This window comes from Paenibacillus sp. FW104-T2 (assembly GCF_058789975.1).
The window spans coordinates 134,940-155,940 of the sequence record NZ_JBYTCE010000005.1 but is presented as its reverse complement, the minus strand read 5'-3'; the positions used below and the strand labels follow the sequence as shown (position 1 = coordinate 155,940).

Genomic DNA, 21,001 nt, shown 5'->3' with positions numbered 1-21,001 from the left:
AAAGAACAGAGCTCGCTATCACTTCAGCGAGCTCTGTTCTTTATATGTCAAAACCAAGTCAGAGTAAAACCTTATTCGAGGTCTGAGATTAGAACAGGATGAACAGGCTGCCATCTCAAGATTCTCCGGGTCAAGTTATCGAAAGAAAAATAGCGCACTTAGGCGCATTCTCATTCGCAGGTTAACAGTATTCTGGACTGTTTAAACAGATTTATTATATACGTCTGCAAAAACCTTCGCAAAGTCTCCGACCTTGACTTTACCAAGGTGATAGTCAGTTGCACGAAGGCTGGCGTAGAACTCGTCCGCGTTCTCACAGGCGCGGTTCATTTGGGCAAAGCCGTTGGCAGTGTTTTCGTGGAAGCCGATTTTTTTCATATTCTCAGCAAGAGCCTCAACGGGGATTTGTTGGTATTTGGCTTCGATACCTTTCTCAGCAAGGGCGTTGAGCCAGTGGTTGCCTGTGGCCCAGTCACTAACTATGAACTTCGCGCTTTTACCCGCTGGGGTGTGAGAAATCATGGCGTAAACGACGTCTGCAATATCAACGGGGCTGACCCAGCCTTGTGGGATATCAACTGAAATTGGGCTGAAGATGGTTTGCTGGGTTTTGAGGCTTTGCATGTCGGCAAAAAGATTGCTGTAAAAGCCGACAGGCCGGATGTGGACAACGTTCACGCTTTCAAGCGAGTTTAGCGCGTCTTCTGCAAAATGATAGGTGTAGAGAATACCGGCGTTTGGGTTGTCGGCGCCGACTGAGCTGAGGTTGACGACATTTTTTACACCTGATTTTAGCACAGCGGCCTTATAATTTTCAGCAAGATTAATAGCGGTCTGCCACATGTCGGTGCCAGAGGCATAATTGATGCCCGAAATCATGAGGTAAACAACGTCACTACCTGCGAAGGCCTGCGCGAGGAATTCGACATCGAGGTTTGAGCCGACTGCTGGTTTGGCACCGAGCGCTTCGATGTCGGCGATACGATCTTTGGAGCTTGTGATGACGGTGACATCGTGGCCGTCTGCGATTAGGGATGGCAGGTAGTTGCGGTTGATATTGCCCAGTGAGCCGAGAACTGTGATTTTCATTGTGTATTCTCCTTTTAAAATAATGTGATTTCGAGAAATGTATATCGCTTTGGAGACCGTTATCCCTTTCTCGATTGGCTATTCATTACAAGAGAGATTATACAACGATAGATTTACTAAGTAAACTAAATTAATAAAATTAGTTAACTTAATAATTTTATTAAATATTGTTTATTGATACAGCCATTTTGGTATAATATGATTTGATGAGCATTAGAGGAGGCTTCAATCGTGAGAAAACCCGTGAGCGCAGATCAATATCTAAATAAAATCAAACCTGTAATTAGAAGAACCAGATTCAGCCAACTAAAAATTGACGATATCGCAAAACATATGGATATTAGTAAAGTGACGCTTTATAAGCACTTTTCATCCAAAGATGAAATCATCGAACAGGTTGTAGAGTATGGAATTCAGTATTTGCAGCAGGCTGACACCGTTGTATATGATGATTCCGTTTCATATATTGATCGATTTCAAAATACGTTTCTAGAATCGTTAATAGGTGTTATTTATTTATCCGATTTGTTCCTGCAAGACCTCAAGGAGTTTTATCCACGACTTTTTGAAAAAATTTCCGTTGCTCAACAAAATAGAATTAAAAATTTACAATCTTTTTTTCAATCCGGTATGGATAAAAAGATTTTTAACAGAATGCACGCTGAGCTGTCCTTGGTTCAAGATGATGCGACGCTTCGGCGCATTATGGAACCGACCTTTAGTATTCAATGGTATGATCTGACCTTGAAACAAGCCGTTATGGAGTTTTATAGAATGAAACAGTATCAAGTGATTAGTCCTGAATATCTGGATACTGTAGACGATTCGGTTATCGAAAAAGAAATCATTCGCATTTTACAAACCATTTCGTAAACGCGTTCGTTTCGCTTTTATTTATTTAACGGGCAGTTTAACGTGGAAATGACCAGATTAACATGTAAAGATGATGCATAAAAATTGCACTATTTTGGACAAAAACCAATGAAGTACAATGATGTTCTAGGAAGGCTATATTACCAGAGGAGTGATCACGTGATTATCATGATTAATGGGGCGTTTGGTTCTGGTAAGACCTCCACAGCTCATATGCTTCAACCCTTAATTGCCAATAGTATGATATTTGATCCTGAAAATATTGGACTTATGACTTGGAAAATTGTACCTGAAGAAGTGAGGCATACCCACGAACAAACTGATGACTTCCAGGACATTGAGCTTTGGAAAACCTTGACTGTAAATGTGGCGGGGGAGGTAAAGAGGAAGTATCAAAAACACTTAATTGTGCCTATGACCCTATATAAAGAAGAGAACTTCAATTACATTTACAATGGATTTAAAGAATTGGATGAAGAACTGTATCATTTTTGTTTGATAGCTTCAGAGGACACCATTTATAACAGATTAGTCAAGCGCGGTGACAAGGTAGGGGGATGGTCGTTCCAACGGACAGCTACTTGTGTCGAAGCTTTTAGGAGGGAAATTTATCAAGAGCATTTAATTACGGATCACTTAAAAACAACTGAAATTGTAGACCTTATTTTAAAGAGATTAAACAACAATTATGGATGAACTTCGTCAAAGTGAATGACTCGGCAGGCTGATGGTCATCCTTTCCTCCCTTGGTCTGCCCGAGATTTATTCTACAGCGTCTACAAAGTCAAAAACTGGGGATCTTATTCAACTAACGGACAGGTTAGTTGAATAAATGAAAGCAATTGATCAACAAACGTTGATTGCTTCGAAAGTGTATCTTCAATGAACTAGACATAATTAGACATATCCATTACTTGATTTAACCAAGTCATATTAGGGCTTTAAAAAGCATAATCAGACAAATCTATGCTCTACTACCCGGGTAACGACGGAGATAACTCTATAGGCAAGTCATTTAACCAGTGTTATCGGTGGATCTCATTCTAAACTACTTACTATAGTTGAACGATAATTCAATAAAAATAACGAAGCAGCCGATCAACGTATTATGGGAACTGCACCTCCATTTCTGAGTCTTGTCTTTAAAATGGGGTGCTGTTACGTGATCAGCTGCTTTTGTTCTGTTTCACAAATGGGCAGTAGAGTGTAGTTATTATATTTTAATTATGATGCTTGTCATTCACATTCATATAATCTGTTCTTAAACGTAAAGTGAAAACTACACATGAGAGGGTTAGGACAGATGCAATAAAATATGCACCGAATAATTCAATTTGATTTACAATAATACCAGACAGAGTACTTCCTAACAACATTCCCCCCATCAAAAGTGGTAGTACGATTCCATTCGTTCTTCCGATGTATTCTTCTTTAATTTCTTTAATCATCATCGCACTAAAAACGACCTGGAAAAAAGCTGTTGCCACCCCTGACAGTACCCTTGCTATAACGGTTAATGTCGGCCAAGTTGATAATACCTCGGTCAATGTTATCATTGACCAAATGATCATTGTAACTGTTAATACCGCACGCCTGTACCTTATTATTTTTGATGAAATTGCCGCAGCTAAGATACCTCCAAAGAGCATTCCTACTCCTTCTGAAGCCGCAAACCATTGAACACTTTCCTTAGGTAAACCTAATCTCTCCATTGTTACAAAGACATCGAGAGGTTGTGTTATACCCATTGCAATTCCACTTACCGCAAACATGATAGCAATGAGTTTTAGATTTACATGGCCAAGAACATACTTGAACCCACTTTTGATATCACTTATTGCAGTGTTCTTTTCTAAACTTTTCTCCCTATTCGACGAAGGTAAGAATAATTGAATTGCTGCAGCTAAAGCAAAGATAATGAATAGAGCAATAACAGCAGATCTAATCCCCAACTGAGTGTATACAAATGTTCCGAAGACTGGACCAAATATGGTGAACAAAGCCAATAAACTTTGGTTTATTCCAACAGCCGTTCCAACGTCTTCAGATGGAATATGTCTCTTTAGAAGGACGGACGAAGAAGGCTGGGAAAATTGACTCACGATAGCTGAAATGACTGTTGCGGCGAACACTGCTTGCCATATACCCAGAGATATTAATAGTAAAATCAATAGCATAGATAAAGCACTTAGAGAATCACCAAATATCACCGTTCTTTTTGGTTCCCATCTGTCAGCAAAAGTACCACCTATTAATGAGAAAATGAAAATTGGTAAATACTCTAAAGCTGTAAGCAAAGAAACAGCTGTCGGATTGTTATTGGATTGATCCATTATATAAAAGAGCAAGGACATGTTACGGATCCAGATACCTGCTTGCTGTAATAAATCAGCGATCAACACAATTTTAAAAACTCTATTCCTTAAAAGTGAAGTCACAAAAATCACTGCTCCTTATAATCGATTTCTCAATTGGTTATTATTTACTCATTTTTCTTTTTCTTATTTTTTATATGATTTATATCGCCCAAAGTAAGATTTGGAGGACAATTAAATAGGACAGGTCAATTTTTTGACTCAACATTCCTTCCAAAACAATCGGATATTCGTCCGATTAAATTCGAAAAAATGTTTCTCAAAGTATAACTTTATTCGGACGATCGGTCAAATAATTATGTGTATCCTGATAATCAAGCTCCTTGCCAAACAAGATCGGATACCGCATTCATCTTTTTTGTGCAGTATCTATTGAAGAATTCGAAGATAAGTCTCCAAACATTAAGTAGCTCGCTTCATTTGGCCTTCTTAGTAAATAGGGAAAAAAACAAAGAATCAGGATCTTGCTCTCAGGGGAGACAAGATCCTGATTCTTTGTCGTTCAGCAAAGGGGACAAGACCAATGTAGATCAATACTTCATGTAACAGCTTGAGAGTATTTTGGGGAGGCTTCACTAACATTTTTTATTCTTTCAGCCCAGGTAAGATTAAATCAATGGCTAGCTTGTATAAATTTTTCTGTTCCTGACTTGAATGGTAGCCAAACAATTCTACATTAGCTAATGATGTGATAAAATTATATAAAAGTACCGATACATCATCAATATGCAAATCTCCCTTGAATTCCCCATGATTTATACCTTCCTCTAAAATTTGGCTAACAATCTGAAATTCGGGTTCATACAGTTTAAGTACAGCGTCATAATTGTTTTTATTTGTTGAAACGAAATATTCTTGAATGGTATTCATAATCGGCTTTTGCAGCATAATACTATTTAAGTTCGCCCAAATATATAACTTTTTCTCAGCGGAACGCTCAGTTTTCGATGTAATGTCCCAATTTCGAATAAATTCGTTAGATACTTGTTGAATACAGTAAAGATACAGTTCCTCTTTATTTTTAAAATGGTAATAAATTGTCCCTTTACTTAAGTTTGTTTCATTTTTTATATCGGCCATAGATGTAACACTATAGCCTTTTTGTTCAAATATTTTCGTTGCTACATCCACAATGAATTGCTTCGTATCCTCACTATTCACACCTGTTGGTCTGCTCATAATTCCTCCAGTGTTTTTATTCTATTGTAGCTTAAAAGAATCAACTATGCGACATATTAATTGACTGATCGTCCGAATAAATTTATAATGATTGCATAGGATGAAACAGATCCTTATTTTTTTAGTATTATTCGGACGATAATTCGAATAAATATTTCTGAAAGGGGTGGTTTTGAAATGACTAAGAAAATAATTATTATTGGTGGGGGAATAGCTGGATTAGCGATGGCGCTATTCTTGAAAAGGGCTAATATCGAGAGTGTAGTTTATGAACAAGCGACGAAGTATGGTAATGCAGGTGGAAACTTTGTGATTCATCCAAGTGGGGTTCAAGTTTTGGAGGAATTAGGGTTAGGCGAAGTATTAAAGGCCAATAGTCATCAGATGACTGACATTAAAGTAATGGATAAAGAAGGTAACTCTATATTTGAAGACATGGAAATGGATGGGGAAAAGGAGGAGATGCCTCATTTAATCAACATTGCCCGTTTCCATTTAATTGATATCCTTTATCAGAAATCTATTGAACAAGGAATAGAAATTAATTTTGGAAAAAGACTAAAATCATTCACTGAGGGTGATGATCATATTCAGGTTTTGTTTGAGGATGGAACAGAAGCTAAAGGTACATTACTTGTTGGAGCGGACGGAGTACGTTCTAAAACAAGGTCCATTTTATTCCCGTTCCCTAACTATCCACTAAAGTATGCTGGCAAATGGGGAGTCTACGGCTTAGTTGGCCTTAACAAGCTTAACGAGCACAGGGAATTTTTTGATACCGAAACCTCGCTAATTTATTTTCACGAAAATTTCAATTTATTTATATCCAAACACCATCCGACAGATAATGAAATTTCGTGGTCAATGATTGTTAACGAGGAAAAAAAGGTCTCTAAGAAACACTTTGAAGAAAAGCCAATAGAAGCCTTTAGATCAGACTTGGCCAATCAGTTCTCAGACTGGGAAGCTCCAATTAAACAATTAATTGAAAACACGGATAACTTCATACCTAAGCAGTTGTTTAAAATTGATCTAATGAAGCATTACTCATATGGCAGAGTTGTACTAATTGGCGATGCACTTCATACGGCAGATCCGAATGCAGGAATGGGTACTACCCTAGGATTAGAAGACGCACTTTATTTGTCTAAGTTGCTTAGAGATCATGATTATGATGACGCATTTCATTATTATGAAACCGATCGTAAGGATAGAGCGGCAAAAGTATTTCATAGTGCTTCAATATTAGATAATCTCACTTTGGAGAATACTGAAGATTTTGCGTTCTTTGGAGAAGGACTAAGCGTCAATTGGGATAAAAGTGAATAAGTGTATTTAAGGAAATGTCATAGGAGTAACATGATAGATTTTTTTTTTGCAAAATATCGGACGATCGTCCAAATAAATTAAAGGTATAGCTCAATTAAGAATCTAACAGTCGAGCGTATGCTCGGCTGCAAGGTTCTTTGAAATAAGAGGTATAGTTCGTTGTTTGGTTTAAGAGAGAGTCTGAGCTTCATGTTAATTTATAACGAACGTTCAGTATACAGATGTTAGCTTTACGCACTGACATTATGATCATAAGTTTGGTTATTCGAGTGGAGAGATGATAAATGAATCTTTTGTTTAGAAACAAGGGAGCCTTAGCTTTACTCATGGTTAATATATTTCTTGCTATGGCTGCTTATGGGTTAGTTGTTCCAGTAATGCCAACTCTAATGCGGAACCTGGGGCTAACGGGGGCAAGCGTTGGGTATTTGACGGCGGCTTATGCAGTCACACAATTATTATTTTCACCATGGGGCGGAAGACTTGGTGACACCATTGGCAGAAAAAAAATAATCATAATTGGATTAGCCCTGCTGGCTGTTTCGGAAGCTATTTTTGGATTTTCCTCTTCCGTATACATGCTATTTCTGTCCAGACTGCTTGGCGGTGTAGGAGTTGCCTTCATTTTTCCAGGGGTTATGGCATTTACAGCAGATATAACCACGGAGAATGAACGTGCCAAAGGGATTGGATATATATCGGCAGCGATGTCGACTGGTTTCATTATCGGTCCGGGCTTAGGCGGTTTTTTAGCAGAGTACGGCGTTAGAGTTCCTTTTTATGTTGCTGCAGCTCTGGTCGGATTTGTTGCTCTCCTGTCGGTGATCGTCTTACCGGAATCAATGAAAAAAGCTGATCTTATTGAAAATCGGTTGCCCTTGGAGAAAGAAGGGCTCATCCGCCAAATATGGCAGAGTCGAAAAGCATCATACTTTGTAACATTAGTCGTACTACTTGTACTTGGGTTCGGTCTTTCGAACTTTGAAACTGTTTTTGGACTGTATTTGGATGCCAAGCATCAATTCGGCCCTAATGATATCGCATTTGTTCTGACAATCGGCGCTATTGTGGGTGTTGTTATTCAAATTGGTTTGTTAGATTTGCTTGTAAAAAGATTGGGTGAGATGAAGGTCATGTATCTAAGCCTTGCAATTGGTGGGGCCTCGATATTCGTCATATTATTCGTTCATTCCTATTGGGCAATTACCATTGTTACTATCTTTATCTTTGCTTCTTTTGATTTGATTAGACCTGCTGCCAGCAGCCTACTGTCAAAAGCTGCAGGAGAAAGACAAGGGTATGTGGCGGGATTGAATTCAACATTCACCAGTCTCGGAACAATTATTGGCTCAGTGGCAGCTGGAATCTTATACGATGTATCATTGTCGCTGCCCTACATAGCTGCGGGTGCTACATTTCTCATTTGTCTAGCTGGGTTGAGACTTCGACAAGGATTAAAGCAATCCGCGTAAGTTGGCAGCAGTTCATCCATTTGACGGAGGTTAGCAGAAATGTAAAACGAATTTCTCTAACAAGCAAGTCCTTTAAGACTTATCTTCCGAAAATGCAATCGTATTGGAAACAACGAAAAAGCCTTCACGCGGCCCGAAGCTAGGCTTAATTTAGTCGATGCGGCAAGTTGATATGGCTGACAGAGAAGGACTCAATTCCATCACTATAGCTTCCGTAGCCGCATCGTTTGGTTTACCGATATGTCCCTGTATCGGTGTATACCGAGCAAACAGGCATTGATGTGATCGCCCGTTGCCTGACTAATGTAACAGGTGGCGGGAGGGATGCTGAAATTCGTTCATTTTTACGTGGATATTCTCAAGAAGCATCCCTAGTGTTTCAAAATTACATCTCCAATGGCTTGGGTTACTAAAAGAGTAAAAATATCATCTTGCGGAGTACGGATTTAATTTGGGGGAAATTTCATATGAACAAAAAGCATATACAGAGCGAACAAACAAAAAGGGGAATTCTGTTAGCCGCTGGACAATTGTTCAGAGAAAAAGGTTACTCAGCAACTTCAATTGAAGATATAGTAGCCATTACGGGGAAAAGTAAAGGCAATATTTATTACCATTTTGGAAGCAAAGAGGCTTTATTCCTTTACTTGCTCGAAGATTGGGAAAAGGAATGGAGAAGCTCTTGGTTGGAGAAGGAACCGCTTCTTTCAACGTTTTCAGAAAAAATCGATGGATTATTTCAGACGATGGCAAATGATATGTATCATCCACTAACCAATGTGATGGATGAATTTTTAAGCAAGGAATGGAACAATACAAAGATCCAAGCGAGTGTGACTAACTATGTCGAAGGCCATATCGCCTTTATTCGTGACATCATTGAAGTCGCTATGTTAGATGGTGAAATAGCTGTTGACGATAGTAAATCATTAGCCACTATCTTAGAGGCCATGATACAGGGGCTAGGTCTTATGGCTTCTCGTATGAATGGCAATGAAATGAAGATTCTTTATCGTAAAGCGGCTCAGGTGTTTCTACAAGGCGTGTTAAATCCAAAACCCTATTTATCATGGTATTACAACCAAACAAAATAATTATGCTGTTTAAGGTGGGCAAACAATGTATAAAGAACGATCGGTATCTGTTAACAAAAGAAGAAAGGATCTCATCAAATGGATACCATCAATTCTTACACTTGGGAACCTGAGCTGTGGTATCTTCGCAATCTTGATGTTGTCGTGGGATAGTGAAGCTGCGGTACTACTAATCATCATAGGGATGATATTTGATTTACTGGATGGGTTTGCTGCTCGTAAGCTGCATGCACAAAGTTTATTTGGACAAGAGCTTGACTCGTTGTGTGACATGGTGACGTTTGGTGTTGCTCCAGCATTACTAATCTACGTAGAAAAACTTTATCATCTCAACATGATAGGTGTGTTACTTGTAGCTTTATTTATCATATGTGGTGCAATTCGTTTAGCGCGCTTTAATATACAGGCAGATCAGATGAATGACTTCCTTGGGGTCCCTATTACGATTGCTGGAGGATTCTTGGCTGTATTTAGTCTTTTGGCCTCACAATTAAAAATGAGTTTTACCGTAATTGTTATCATTTTACTAAGTGTTCTTATGGTTAGTCGAGTACGTTTTCCAAGTTTGAAGAAGTGGTTGAAATGATGAGAAATTAGAAAGAAGGAACACTTTATGGAATGGGTTACAGAGGTAATTGGACAGTATGGTTATGGGGCTATCTATATACTCTTGGCAATAGGGATTGTCGGTCTTCCGATCCCAGACGAAATCATGATGGTGACCATAGGATATCTTTCTTCAATACATGTATTAAGCTATCCACTTTCTGTGCTGTTTGGCTTTTTAGGGACAGTCACCGGAATGACGGTGAGTTATTGGATTGGTCGAAGATTTGGGAAACCGCTCTTACTCCGGTTTGGAAAATATCTGTTTCTCACACCGAATAAGTTGGAGAAAGTGGAAAGGTTATTCGAAAGGTATGCGCAGTGGACGATTATTTTTGGATACTACATCCCCGGCGTACGTCATTTAACATGCTATGTCTCAGGAATCAGCGGGATTAATTTCAGGAAGTATTTCATTATTTCAAGCATCGGTGCTTTGATATGGTGTTTAATCTTTGTAACAATCGGATACGGAGTTGGTGGAGTAATATGAATTGAGGAATACCTTTGACCATTACTGATTACCGAGCTTTATGTATTAGATCCGCCATTCGTTATGGAATTGATCAACAAGGACAAGCTGATTGAGACACAATCTTTTTTACGAAACTATGGACAAGTTTAAATAATCTTATTTAGAGGGTTCGTAATTAGAAAGAGTTAAGGTGACGCATCCAAGAAAAATCAAATCTATGGCATCAATCTCAATTCTAAGTATAAGGACGGTTAACATGGATTTTATTAAAAGATTCTTCTCGGATATAAACACTCGACGATTCATAGTTTTAGTATTGATTGGATTACTGCTGTATTTCATTAAAGGAATGCTTAATGTAGTGCTTCTCACATTCTTGATAGCTTTTATTATGAATAGCATTCAAATACAGCTTCATAAAAGAATCAGTAAGTTTGTGACAGTTAATAGTAAAGTAATAGTTATTTTACTGTATCTCATACTTATTGCTCTTATTATTGCTTCGCTCGTGAATTATCTCCCTAAAATTTATGAACAAATGATGCAATTAACTACTTTCTTGACGAACTTAAGCCCTGATGATCTACCACAGAACAAAATTACCCTCTATTTGTTTGATACCATCAATAGTTTAAATTATCAAAGTTACCTTAAGAATGGCATTGACTACGTTTTGAAGATAAGTAACTGGGGCTCAAGCTTCATTTTATCAATCATATTAAGTTTTATCTTCATACTTGAAAAAAACCGTATTGTCACTTTTACTTCTAAGTTGGAGAGCAGTAAAATAGCTTGGTTTTATATTGAAGTCAAAAACCTTGGGAAAAAGTTTGTATCTTCTTTTGGGAAAGTAATTGAAGCGCAAATTCTGATCGCTTTGCTAAACACCACATTTTCGGTATTAGGTCTGCTGTTACTGGGCTATCCTTATTTGTTTGCTCTCTCCATTATGATCTTCTTGCTTAGCTTAATTCCCGTTGTCGGCTTTGTGATATCGCTTGTTCCACTGTGCATAATAGGTTACACGATCGGTGGAATAGACATGGTTTTCTATGTACTGATTATGATTTTTGTATTGCATTTTGTTGAAGGGTACTTTTTGAACCCTAAACTAATGGCCTCAAAAATGGACCTGCCCATGTTTTATACTCTCGTGGTGTTATTGTTCTCAGAACATTACATCGGCGTATGGGGATTAATTGTGGGAATCCCTATATTTATTTTCTTTTTAGATATTTTAGAGGTTAATCGGAAAACTGAAACGTAGAAATTCATCCTGCGATTAGAGGTGATAAATCATTATGTCCAACACGTCAACAATAGAAACAACGAATAACTCAAAACGCGCTGTTTCATTAGATCTTGCTCGAGGCGCTATGCTTCTGCTCATTGCTCTTGCTCATGCCCCACTGTATTTGTATAACAGTAAACCTGGTATTATGTTTAAGGTTGAAGCTGTTACTTGGTTTGATCACGTAGTGAATGTTCTGGGTTTACTAGCGATTGATAACCGTGCCAGAGCTATGTTTGCTGTACTATTTGGGTATGGTCTAATTTTAATTTATAACAGTCAAATCAAAAAGGGAAAAAGGGAAGAAGATGCCGTAAAGACAATTCGACGACGTTCTTGGTACTTAATTGGTTTTGGAATGGCCCTAACAATCTTTATTGGGGGCCAAGATATATTGATGGCCTACGGGATAGCGGGACTCATTTTAAGTAGGTTAGTAAGGCGGGAGAACAAAACCTTAATCCGTAATTTTGTATTAATTACATTGTTTTATGTTTTGTTAATTCCTATTCTATGGGGAGCTATAGGCGGGAATGGATTTCAACCGGGTTTTTCAGCAAATGACACCTATCTTGATGTAGCAATTTCTAATTTAATTGTATTCCCTATTTATCCGTTGTTAATTCATGTATTGTTTCCTATCTTGCCTTCTGTTTTGCTTGGAATGTGGATGGCTAGGTATCAATTATTGACCAGACCTGAACAGCATTTAAAAAAACTCCTCTATATTTCTATTATAGGCTTAGCAGTCTCATTGGTAGGAGCGTTGCCTGTATCTCTAATTGGTGACATATGGAATCCAGAAACGCATACAGTAGGCTTTTTAAGCGGATTGCATATTCTAACCGGAATCGCCGGAGGTGCAGCTTATGCAGCGATCTTCGGTATCATAGGTGCCAAAATGGCTAAGGTAGGAATAATCACACGGTCTCTTATGGCTGTAGGGAAGCGTTCGCTGACATTCTTTGTGTGGAATGAAGCTTTGCTAGTTTTATATCTATCACCAGTCGCATTTGATTTAGGGGGACGCGTGAGTAATGGTGTGGCAGCTCTGATTGCAGTAGGTATTTGGATCAGTTCAGTTTTATTGGCAACAATCTTAGAAATAAACAAAATAAATGGACCGTTAGAACGACTTTTACAACGATTAGTTTACAAGAATAGTTAACTTTTTAGGACAACTCAGACGATATCTACAATAACTGTGGTTTAAGGGGTTTCTATGTGTTCCTCTTGTCTAAAATCAGGCAAAAGAGATTAATTCCAATACTATGGGTTGTCGCGAATTTTATCGATGCCTAATTACGCAAACGTAGAAACGTTAGCTCAACAAAACTGAGAAAGCAGCTGATCAATATGATCGGCTGCTTTTGTTCAACTAACGGGCAGGATAGCTCATTAAAAGCCCATGCTGCGATGCGCATTTTTCCTAGCTTACCAGTGGCATTCGCCTGGGGAACTATCGCGTACTTTTTTTACTTTCCTTCGGACAAACATCTATTTCGTGTTTTTGGGCGAGTATATTATATGGATCATATGTTCAAGAGTGCTTTTAACCTCAGGCCAGTCGTTATCTGTAATGCTATAAAAGACATTATCATGATATCCACCTTGATTGTCCCGCCCCTTCTCTAGTTGCTCCAATCCGTTCTATCGCTCGTTGTGACCTAGTCTTTTGACCGCAGATGGAAAATTGCTCTCGAACTAGCTCTAATTGTTCGAAGCAATAATTTAACAATAAAAATTTACATTCGGTATTTACACCTGTACGCTAGTAAGTTGGTGTAAGCTATGTCCAACCGATTTCCGCATTTTGATTGATCATATCGATATCTCCGATTCTTGTGGTTCCGACGATTAAGCCTAAGGAGATCGACGGTGGAGTTTACGGTTATGTGCTGCAGATGGCAGTAGGCCTATCGTTGGTTTTATCCTCACTTATCTTTGGGGAAAAAATTGCGCACCAAGGGTTCCAAATTAGATAGTGATACACTAAATTCACAGGTACTGATGTTTTTATGAAAAATAGTGTAGGATGATGACATGAGGAAGATATTATCTTTTATGGATTGGGGTATTTTTGCTCTTCGTTTGTACCATTACATTTTGCTGTCATCACGACTGTTTACAGAAAGTGATCTGTCGAACACAACATGGTTAAACGTCAGTTGGCTAATGGCAGCGCTTTTCGTTCCACTGATATTCTGGTTTCCTCAACGAAGGATGAATAAGGTCTGGTTTTGTATCGCAGAGCTATTACTGGGAGGTTCTTATTATGTGAACTCTGTCATCCATCCGGAATTGACTTCTAAAGCAGACTATCTGCTGCCGAGTCTAACAATGGGGTACTTATTGATTAAGAAGACATTCTGGGTCATTCCCGCAATTCTATTCATTCCTTTTATCTTCCAGTCTTATTTAAAGTTACCTTGGGAACAAGCCTTTAGTAGCGGGACAGATAATGTATTATTCTGCTTCATCGGCATATGGGCCAGTTTCGTGGCCAAAGCGTATTACCAAAAAAATGAACTTGTAGTCGAAGTAGAGCAGCAAAATAAGCTGTTAACCCACTATGCTGCTGAAATTGAGAAAATGACTCTGCTTGAAGAACGCAATCGTATGTCCAAGGAACTTCATGATACCCTGGGGCATTCCTTTATCTCAATCATTATGAGTCTTGATGCTTCCATTGCTCTTATGGATCGTAAGCCTGCCGAGGTCAAGGAACGGTTAATTCGCTTAAGAGCACTGGCTGAACAAAATCTGGATGAAATGAGAAGTATTGTTCATGAGATTGGAGGAGAAGAGGAGTCCAATCTTGTACGGCAGATTGAGGCACACGTGGCCAATTTTCGGGAACATACAGGAATTCTCCTGACGTTAAATGTACTAGGAACAGAGCAACACACGCATTTTGAAGTACGACAGGCGATTCTGCGAGTCATCCAGGAGTCTATTACGAACGCACTAAAACATGGAAAAGCGTCTCAACTGGATATGGAGCTTCAATTTTCCGAATTCGTTCTGCACCTGTTTATTCGAAATAATGGGAAACCGATTGATAAATTGGAATATGGCTTCGGGTTGACTACGATGAAACATCGAGTTGAGCGGCTGGGGGGCAGCCTGTTTGTATCATCAGAGGTAGGAGATGAAACGATCACCGAAGTCAGATGTGAAATCCCCCTGAAAGGAGTGGGGCTACATGGGGAAAATTAAAGTATTACTTGCGGACGATCAGGATTTAATTCTGGAGAGCCTACATATCGTACTGTCCATGGAAGATGATATAGAAATCGTTGGATTAGCTAAAAATGGGGAAGAAGCAGTCCAATGCTGTCATCAGTTTCAGCCAGATATGGTACTGATGGATATTAATATGCCAGTCATGAATGGTGTTGACGCAACAGCTCTGATCAAAGAGCGAATGCCTATCATCAAAGTGATGATGCTGACCTCCTATCAGGAAGTCGAATATGTCATGGCGGCATTAAGCAATGGAGCAGAAGGATATCTTCTCAAGGCCATCCACCCCAAGGATCTAGCTGCAGGCATACGGGTGGTTCATGCGGGAGGGACGTTAATTTCGCAGGAGATGGCGAGTAAAATGATCAAAAGTATGAATCCGGGATCCACTATTAAACATAATGAATACGGGCTAAGTAGCCGTGAAATTGAAATATTGCAAAAGCTGGCTTCAGGCATGCGTAATCAAGAAATTGCAGAGGCTTTGTTTCTTAGTGAAGGAACCGTTAAGAATTATATTTCAACGATTTACTCAAAACTTAATGTTAAGGGAAGACAAGAGGCAGCCCGTAAAGCCAGAGAGTCGGGAATCATGAATTACTAAGACGACATCCTAAAGCCGGTAATTTTTAAAGTTACCGGCTTTTTAGGCGTTTAATCATATGACTTTATCATGACCAAAGTGCACTATCACTTTATGACTTTTTCAGCCTATACTCATAACTATCATCAAGCTATAAAGGAGCTGACTCAAGACATGGAGAAAAGATCTGCACACAAAGAACATTCGCAGATGGATGAGAAATTAAGTAAATGGAGTTTGTTTTGGCGCTTTCCAATCATCTGGATGATTGTGGGAGCTATCAGCATAATTGTTGTGGATGCGTCCATCCGGCCGCTAGCAGAGCAAGTACCGGACGTGCTTTCTCTGCTGTTGACATTAATATTGGGCTTTCTGGCCATCATGGTCTATACGCTTACCATGAAATATTTAGCCCGTCGGTCCATTCCTGAGTTATCCAGAAAGGGCGCAGGGGTTGAAGCTGTTATGGGAGCACTAACCGGGGTTGTTTTTATTGCTTTATCTACTATTATTATTGTTTCATTGGGAGGTTACTCTTTTCAATGGGTGAATAATGTGGATACGGTTACAGTTCTAATCGCTTCTATTGAAGCAGCTTTAGGCGCAGCCATTGTCGAAGAACTTATCTTTCGTGGACTAATGTTTCAAGCCATGAATAAATTGCTGGGAAACTGGGCCGCACTCGCTGTGACTTCTCTATTCTTTGGAATAGCCCATCTTGGGAATACAGGAGCAACATTATGGAGCGCGTTCGCCATAACCTTGGAAGCAGGTGTTCTGCTTGGAGCCGCGTTTATGTGGCGATGGAACCTGTGGTTTGCCATGGGACTGCACTTTTCCTGGAATGCACTTGAAGGTTTGCTTGGGATCCCTGTTTCTGGACACAGTTCAGACGGTCTGTTTATTGTAAAAGTGACCGGTCCTTCACTTCTCACTGGAGGTGACTTTGGACTTGAGGGGTCTGTAGTTCCGGTTATCATCAGCCTTCTGATTACTATTCCCATGCTGTATGGCGCTGTTCGCAATCGTAATCTGCCAACGAATTTTACATGAGCCATATACAGAATTCTATAAGAACTGTACCGAATTGCTCGAGTTTATTAAGCTAACGGGCAGATTAGTTCAAAGTTGACATTGGAAATTTTAAGTTCGTTGAATAAGAAATGCCACCTCGTTACCTCCAAGGTGGGATATCTTAGACTAACGAAAACAATCTGTTTTATAAGGAAAAAGAGGCTCCGGTTTCAGCGTGCGCCTCTTTTTTCGGTTTTGCTAAAAAATGCATTTAGCAACTGAGGGGCAAATAAGGTCTTAGAATAACAAGGATAACAACAGAGGTGAAATATTCACTTGCAAGTAATACGGACATCCCCATCAAGTCGGCAAAATCAGCGAACGCGAAGCAAACGACAAGAGCCATTGTAATTACAGGCTCTATCACATTGATTCGTTCAAGCAGTTTCATAAATCTTGGTACAACGAACCAGCCAGCTACAGCAATCACAACGAAGAAAATAATCTTCTTACCGATTAATAAGCCAAGCGATACATCGCTACCACTTCCTAAAAAACTCATCATCACAGCCAACAAGATTACGACTATAACATCATCGACAACAGCAGCCCCAGGAATCGTAGTGCTTTCTCAGGAGTTAAGTCGATTGAGATCTTTCAATATCTGTACTGAAATACTTACTGATGTTGCACTGTTTGCTTGTCACTAAGAAATCGAAGAAAAGAAATGTTCATCATTTACACTTGTTTTAACAATATTGGCATCATTATTTTATCAACGATTCGCTCTACATAATGAATAGTAACAGATTGATTCCTATAGTTGTTTCTATACATAACTAAGGCAGGGCCAATATCTGTAATGATCTCTAAATCGTCGTGAGTAATATGATGTTTCTCTATATAGGGTTTGAGAATCGACTCGATACCGTTTCTGTAACGCCTGTAAAAAGCATCACGCATACCTTCCTCTAATTGTTTATTAACAGCATTACAAATCGCATTCATCGCTTTCTGATACTTTTCATTTTCTTGCATAAATAGTAGAGAAAGCAGGTCAATCAACTGTCCTCGCACATCTTGGTTTTTATTCAACTTCTCTAACGATGTCTCGAAAGGACTCATCATAGTGGAAGCTTCAATAACAAGTTCCATTTTAGAAGACCAACGTCTATAAATGGTCCCTTTCCCCACTTTTGCTTTAATAGCAACCGCATCTATTGTTAATGCGTCATATCCATATTCCGCTAATAAATCTAACGTTGTTTCCAGTATTACTTTATTACGTGACAAATCTAGAGGACGTCCTCTTTTTCCGTCGGTTTGCTGATGTTTTTCATCTGACATTAAACCTTGGCCACCCTTCCTAATAGGTAGACTTCTTTGTCTCATATGTAATTATACCATTTTATTAAGGGTAATTCGATAATGTTGCGTTCTATAATTATTCCTGCTATGATTCATTTATGGAACTGTATTGTTCTATAAATGAGTAATCAAACACTTATAAGGAGTTGTTTTCATGAACAGCAACAAACATCCCGAGCGCACCACGCACCGGAGTACTCAAAGTAGAAACATGATCACTGCTGTCATTGGAACCGGAGACATCGGAAGCCAGCTAGCACGCGCTCTCGCACGTGGAGGCGAGGACCTCATTCTGGCCAACTCGCGGGGCCCAGAGACCATCACGGACCTGGCCAGCGAGCTTGGCGCACGAGCGATGAGCACTGCTGATGCCATCGCCGCCGCGGACGTCGTCGTGCTCTCGATCCCATTCGTCGCGATTCCCTCGCTGGCCGAAACCCTGCGTCAGGCACCGGCCTCGACCGTCATCGTGGACATGTCCAACTACTATCCCGAAGCCGGCGTCATTGAGGGAATCGAGGGCACAGCCTCCGATAGCTCCTGGCTCAGCGAGCAGATCGGACGTCCGATCGTCAAGGCATGGAATACCATCTTCTCCCGCAGCCTGGCACTGAAGGGCACTGCCGCCGGCGCGCCTGACAGGATCGCACTGCCAGTAGCTGGCGATGACCCGGCAGCGAAGAAGATCGTCATGCAGCTCGTCGAGGCCACCGGCTTTGAACCCGTCGACGCCGGCGACCTTGCCGAGTCGTGGCGGATGGAGCCGGGCTCGCCGGCCTACTGCACGGACCTCGACGCTGACACCCTGCGAGCAGCACTTGCCCGGGCCGATCGATCCCGTCATGCCCATGACCGGATTGCAGGGTCCATGGCGATCTACGATCCCGAGACCGGGACGATGGACATGGTCCGGGGCGTCCAGATCTACCGAGACATCACCAGCTGACCTGTGATTCAGCCCCGTCATACTTGGCGGGGCTGAATCGCCTCTGCGCTCACTGCCGCAGAAAGCTGGCCGGCGGGTGTGTTCCACTTGCCGGCCTCGGAGCTCGATCGTCGAAGGGGGCGCGTATCGTTACCATGTCGGTGCCCGGTGCGCGACCAAGCCCGAGATCGATCCTGCCGGGATGCATAGCTTCGAGTGTTCCGAATTGTTCTGCGATGATCAGCGGCGCGTGGTTGGGAAGCATGACACCCTCCGGCTCCTACCCGAATCACTGATGTTTGAGAGGCGGCATACCCGATGATGACGCTCGTCGCAGACGACGCAGACTCGGGCATGTTGTGATGCTCGTCGTACCAGACCCGGGTGAAGCCGTGGGTCTCGGCGGTCTGGGCCATTCTCACGCTGGCCGTGATGGCTTTCCGCGCGTTTTGTCCGGGGGCGACCTGGAAGCCGTCTATCAGGGATAGGTTATATTCATTCGCTGAGTCCCTTAGGCCACATTCAATGCATGCTTCCGGCCGGCGCCTTGGCGTCTGCCGGGGGGCGTTGAACGATTATTAAGTTTATTTTAAAAAGGAGAATATAGCATGTCTGTATTCAAAAAAACTCAATTATCGGTGCTTGATTTAGTTCCAATTCATCAAGGACAGCAACCGATTCAAGCAATTGAATCAATGGTTCAATTGTTGAAAGCTACTGAAAAATTAGGTTATCAGCGTTATTGGATTTCTGAACATCATAATATGCCGACGACAGTTAGTTCTGCGACTGTCATTTTAATGAAACATGCATTAGAACATAGTGAAACAATTCGTGTAGGGGCAGGTGGCATTATGCTACCGAATCATTCACCATTAGTCGTGGCTGAGCAGTTTGGCACCCTCGCCACTCTGTATCCAAACCGAGTAGATTTAGGACTTGGTCGCGCACCTGGAACAGATCAATTAACAGCGCAAGCACTTCGACGTTCAAGAAATGACGCCGTTCATTCATTTCCGAATGATGTAAAAGATTTACTTGCATATTTCGGTCCTGAAGAGCAACAAAGCTTTGTAAAGGCATTTCCGGGCACTGGCACGAACGTACCGATTTATATTTTAGGATCATCTATAAGTTCAGCGATATTAGCTGCTGAGTTAGGTCTACCATACTCGTTTGCCGGACATTTTGCACCTGCACTTATGGGCGAAGCTATTGCCTTGTATAGAGCGCGCTTCAAGCCATCGCCGTATCTTCAAAAGCAGTACGTGATGATTGGTCTTAATATTATTGCGGCTGATACGGAGAAGGAGGTTGAAGAAGAATATTCTGTCATGTTCGAACAATATATAAAGACGCTGGGTAACAACCCACTATCGCCGTCTGCTGAGAGTCTAGCTTATTTAAGTCCAGCTGAGCAAAAAAGATATGCATCACAAATGGGGCTAATGCTAAGTGGTGATCCAAAAGCCATTACAGCACAGTTGTTTGATCTGCAAAAAACATATGAAGCAGATGAACTGATCGTTGGTTCATATATGTATAATTTGGAGAAAAAAATACGTGCGTATGAGATTTTAAAAGAAGCTTTTGCTTCTATTTCAATGAATTAAAAAAGGAATTTCTATTATGACGTTACGGGTTAAGGAAACCTGATAAATCCGAAAGCCCCGGTTCTGTACACGCCCAATCGATTTGCGAGTGGCATCCATCGTCCCTAAATAGAGCATTTTCAGCAGCGCTTCGTCGCTTGGGAAAATGCTTTTTCCTTTGGTGACCCTACGAAGCTGGCGATGGTAGCTCTCAATCATGTTCGTGGTGTAGATCAGCTTACGGATCTCCGGCGGGTATTTGAAGAAGGTGGAGAGCTGCTCCCAATTGTTGCGCCAGGAACGGACAATGAGGGGGTATTTGCTGCCCAGGTGTCTTCAAGCCGGCCAGCGCAGTTTTGCTGATTAGATCTGGTGAGTATGTGGAGCATCTGGCCTCTCACAGTTGGTTGCGAACAAGAAAGATAAAAATCGTAAGGTAAAGGAGAAATCTGGTAGATACGATTGCGATCAAAACCTACCCATGATGCAC

At 40.7% G+C, this 21,001-nt stretch carries 19 protein-coding genes and 2 pseudogenes; 14 read left to right on the top strand and 7 right to left on the bottom strand.

The annotated features are described in order from the left end of the window. Window positions 1–201 precede the first annotated feature (201 nt). Window positions 202–1,089 carry an NmrA family NAD(P)-binding protein gene (locus AC3WQ3_RS08615; protein WP_492471980.1) on the bottom strand — a complete coding sequence of 296 codons (888 nt, stop codon included), beginning with the start codon at window positions 1,087–1,089 and terminating at the stop codon, window positions 202–204. Between the two features lie 231 nt (window positions 1,090–1,320). Between AC3WQ3_RS08615 and AC3WQ3_RS08610 the strand changes: the two genes are divergently transcribed. Further along, a complete protein-coding gene (locus tag AC3WQ3_RS08610) occupies window positions 1,321–1,962 on the top strand; it encodes a TetR family transcriptional regulator (RefSeq protein ID WP_154896354.1) in 642 nt (213 codons plus the stop codon). A 168-nt stretch (window positions 1,963–2,130) separates the two neighbouring features. Then, window positions 2,131–2,658 carry a tunicamycin resistance protein gene (locus AC3WQ3_RS08605; RefSeq protein ID WP_336783131.1) on the top strand — a complete coding sequence of 176 codons (528 nt, stop codon included), beginning with the start codon at window positions 2,131–2,133 and terminating at the stop codon, window positions 2,656–2,658. Window positions 2,659–3,182: 524 nt separating this feature from the next. Here AC3WQ3_RS08605 and AC3WQ3_RS08600 read toward each other — a convergent pair. Further along, window positions 3,183–4,400 (bottom strand): MFS transporter, encoded by a 1,218-nt coding sequence (locus AC3WQ3_RS08600; protein WP_336782912.1) that lies wholly within the window; start codon window positions 4,398–4,400, stop codon window positions 3,183–3,185. 522 nt (window positions 4,401–4,922) lie between these two features. Then, a complete protein-coding gene (locus AC3WQ3_RS08595; protein ID WP_336782910.1) occupies window positions 4,923–5,516 on the bottom strand; it encodes a TetR/AcrR family transcriptional regulator in 594 nt (197 codons plus the stop codon). Window positions 5,517–5,693: 177 nt separating this feature from the next. Between AC3WQ3_RS08595 and AC3WQ3_RS08590 the strand changes: the two genes are divergently transcribed. From AC3WQ3_RS08590 to AC3WQ3_RS08545, 10 genes are all read left to right on the top strand, one after another. After that, window positions 5,694–6,845: an FAD-dependent oxidoreductase gene (locus AC3WQ3_RS08590; RefSeq protein WP_336782908.1), complete on the top strand. Its 1,152-nt coding sequence runs from the start codon at window positions 5,694–5,696 to the stop codon at window positions 6,843–6,845. Between the two features lie 284 nt (window positions 6,846–7,129). Continuing rightward, window positions 7,130–8,317 carry an MFS transporter gene (locus AC3WQ3_RS08585; protein ID WP_336782906.1) on the top strand — a complete coding sequence of 396 codons (1,188 nt, stop codon included), beginning with the start codon at window positions 7,130–7,132 and terminating at the stop codon, window positions 8,315–8,317. Between the two features lie 467 nt (window positions 8,318–8,784). Further along, window positions 8,785–9,411: a TetR/AcrR family transcriptional regulator gene (locus AC3WQ3_RS08580; RefSeq protein WP_336782904.1), complete on the top strand. Its 627-nt coding sequence runs from the start codon at window positions 8,785–8,787 to the stop codon at window positions 9,409–9,411. Between the two features lie 25 nt (window positions 9,412–9,436). After that, window positions 9,437–9,997, top strand: coding sequence for a CDP-diacylglycerol--serine O-phosphatidyltransferase (gene pssA / locus AC3WQ3_RS08575; protein WP_336782902.1), 561 nt, complete (start codon window positions 9,437–9,439; stop codon window positions 9,995–9,997). A 27-nt stretch (window positions 9,998–10,024) separates the two neighbouring features. After that, window positions 10,025–10,510, top strand: a complete 486-nt coding sequence (locus AC3WQ3_RS08570) for a DedA family protein (RefSeq protein WP_095360884.1) — start codon at window positions 10,025–10,027, stop codon at window positions 10,508–10,510. Window positions 10,511–10,748: 238 nt separating this feature from the next. Beyond that, the gene (locus AC3WQ3_RS08565; protein WP_336782900.1) at window positions 10,749–11,759 is read left to right on the top strand and encodes an AI-2E family transporter; all 1,011 of its coding nucleotides are present in this window, start codon (window positions 10,749–10,751) and stop codon (window positions 11,757–11,759) included. 34 nt (window positions 11,760–11,793) lie between these two features. After that, window positions 11,794–12,951 (top strand): DUF418 domain-containing protein, encoded by a 1,158-nt coding sequence (locus tag AC3WQ3_RS08560; protein ID WP_336782898.1) that lies wholly within the window; start codon window positions 11,794–11,796, stop codon window positions 12,949–12,951. 1,109 nt (window positions 12,952–14,060) lie between these two features. Further along, window positions 14,061–15,002, top strand: a complete 942-nt coding sequence (locus tag AC3WQ3_RS08555; protein ID WP_261780115.1) for a sensor histidine kinase — start codon at window positions 14,061–14,063, stop codon at window positions 15,000–15,002. Beyond that, the gene (locus tag AC3WQ3_RS08550; protein ID WP_154896352.1) at window positions 14,989–15,633 is read left to right on the top strand and encodes a response regulator transcription factor; all 645 of its coding nucleotides are present in this window, start codon (window positions 14,989–14,991) and stop codon (window positions 15,631–15,633) included. The genes AC3WQ3_RS08555 and AC3WQ3_RS08550 overlap by 14 nt, the downstream gene beginning before the upstream one ends. A gap of 153 nt (window positions 15,634–15,786) precedes the next feature. Continuing rightward, window positions 15,787–16,665 (top strand): type II CAAX endopeptidase family protein, encoded by an 879-nt coding sequence (locus AC3WQ3_RS08545; protein ID WP_154896351.1) that lies wholly within the window; start codon window positions 15,787–15,789, stop codon window positions 16,663–16,665. Between the two features lie 232 nt (window positions 16,666–16,897). Here AC3WQ3_RS08545 and AC3WQ3_RS08540 read toward each other — a convergent pair whose 3' ends face one another. Together AC3WQ3_RS08540 and AC3WQ3_RS08535 are read right to left on the bottom strand one after the other, a co-directional pair. Then, window positions 16,898–17,245 carry a cation:proton antiporter domain-containing protein gene (locus AC3WQ3_RS08540; RefSeq protein ID WP_492472056.1) on the bottom strand — a complete coding sequence of 116 codons (348 nt, stop codon included), beginning with the start codon at window positions 17,243–17,245 and terminating at the stop codon, window positions 16,898–16,900. Between the two features lie 119 nt (window positions 17,246–17,364). Further along, window positions 17,365–17,973 (bottom strand): TetR/AcrR family transcriptional regulator, encoded by a 609-nt coding sequence (locus AC3WQ3_RS08535; protein ID WP_336782889.1) that lies wholly within the window; start codon window positions 17,971–17,973, stop codon window positions 17,365–17,367. A gap of 175 nt (window positions 17,974–18,148) precedes the next feature. Here AC3WQ3_RS08535 and AC3WQ3_RS08530 point away from each other — a divergent pair, with 175 nt between their 5' ends. After that, entirely contained in the window at window positions 18,149–18,940 is a 792-nt protein-coding gene (locus AC3WQ3_RS08530; RefSeq protein ID WP_336782887.1) for an NADPH-dependent F420 reductase, read from the top strand. Window positions 18,941–19,058: 118 nt separating this feature from the next. Here the strand turns inward: AC3WQ3_RS08530 and AC3WQ3_RS08525 are convergent. Further along, window positions 19,059–19,398: pseudogene (locus AC3WQ3_RS08525) on the bottom strand (MsnO8 family LLM class oxidoreductase); the annotation flags it as partial. A 129-nt stretch (window positions 19,399–19,527) separates the two neighbouring features. On the opposite strand from AC3WQ3_RS08525, the gene AC3WQ3_RS08520 reads away from it, so the two are divergent. Continuing rightward, a complete protein-coding gene (locus AC3WQ3_RS08520) occupies window positions 19,528–20,532 on the top strand; it encodes an LLM class flavin-dependent oxidoreductase (protein ID WP_336782886.1) in 1,005 nt (334 codons plus the stop codon). Here the strand turns inward: AC3WQ3_RS08520 and AC3WQ3_RS08515 are convergent. Beyond that, window positions 20,521–20,838: pseudogene (locus AC3WQ3_RS08515) on the bottom strand (transposase); the annotation flags it as partial. The gene AC3WQ3_RS08520 and the pseudogene AC3WQ3_RS08515 overlap by 12 nt on opposite strands. Window positions 20,839–21,001: the final 163 nt, after the last annotated feature.

Bases quoted from the DNA above. Each gene is read 5' to 3' on its own strand.
- AC3WQ3_RS08615 (WP_492471980.1), bottom strand. From the start codon at position 1,089: ATGAAAATCACAGTTCTCGGCTCACTGGGCAATATCAACCGCAACTAC.
- AC3WQ3_RS08605 (WP_336783131.1), top strand. From the start codon at position 2,131: ATGATTAATGGGGCGTTTGGTTCTGGTAAGACCTCCACAGCTCATATG.
- AC3WQ3_RS08595 (WP_336782910.1), bottom strand. From the start codon at position 5,516: ATGAGCAGACCAACAGGTGTGAATAGTGAGGATACGAAGCAATTCATT.
- AC3WQ3_RS08590 (WP_336782908.1), top strand. From the start codon at position 5,694: ATGACTAAGAAAATAATTATTATTGGTGGGGGAATAGCTGGATTAGCG.
- AC3WQ3_RS08585 (WP_336782906.1), top strand. From the start codon at position 7,130: ATGAATCTTTTGTTTAGAAACAAGGGAGCCTTAGCTTTACTCATGGTT.
- AC3WQ3_RS08580 (WP_336782904.1), top strand. From the start codon at position 8,785: ATGAACAAAAAGCATATACAGAGCGAACAAACAAAAAGGGGAATTCTG.
- pssA (WP_336782902.1), top strand. From the start codon at position 9,437: ATGTATAAAGAACGATCGGTATCTGTTAACAAAAGAAGAAAGGATCTC.
- AC3WQ3_RS08570 (WP_095360884.1), top strand. From the start codon at position 10,025: ATGGAATGGGTTACAGAGGTAATTGGACAGTATGGTTATGGGGCTATC.
- AC3WQ3_RS08565 (WP_336782900.1), top strand. From the start codon at position 10,749: ATGGATTTTATTAAAAGATTCTTCTCGGATATAAACACTCGACGATTC.
- AC3WQ3_RS08560 (WP_336782898.1), top strand. From the start codon at position 11,794: ATGTCCAACACGTCAACAATAGAAACAACGAATAACTCAAAACGCGCT.
- AC3WQ3_RS08550 (WP_154896352.1), top strand. From the start codon at position 14,989: ATGGGGAAAATTAAAGTATTACTTGCGGACGATCAGGATTTAATTCTG.
- AC3WQ3_RS08545 (WP_154896351.1), top strand. From the start codon at position 15,787: ATGGAGAAAAGATCTGCACACAAAGAACATTCGCAGATGGATGAGAAA.
- AC3WQ3_RS08535 (WP_336782889.1), bottom strand. From the start codon at position 17,973: ATGTCAGATGAAAAACATCAGCAAACCGACGGAAAAAGAGGACGTCCT.
- AC3WQ3_RS08530 (WP_336782887.1), top strand. From the start codon at position 18,149: ATGAACAGCAACAAACATCCCGAGCGCACCACGCACCGGAGTACTCAA.
- AC3WQ3_RS08520 (WP_336782886.1), top strand. From the start codon at position 19,528: ATGTCTGTATTCAAAAAAACTCAATTATCGGTGCTTGATTTAGTTCCA.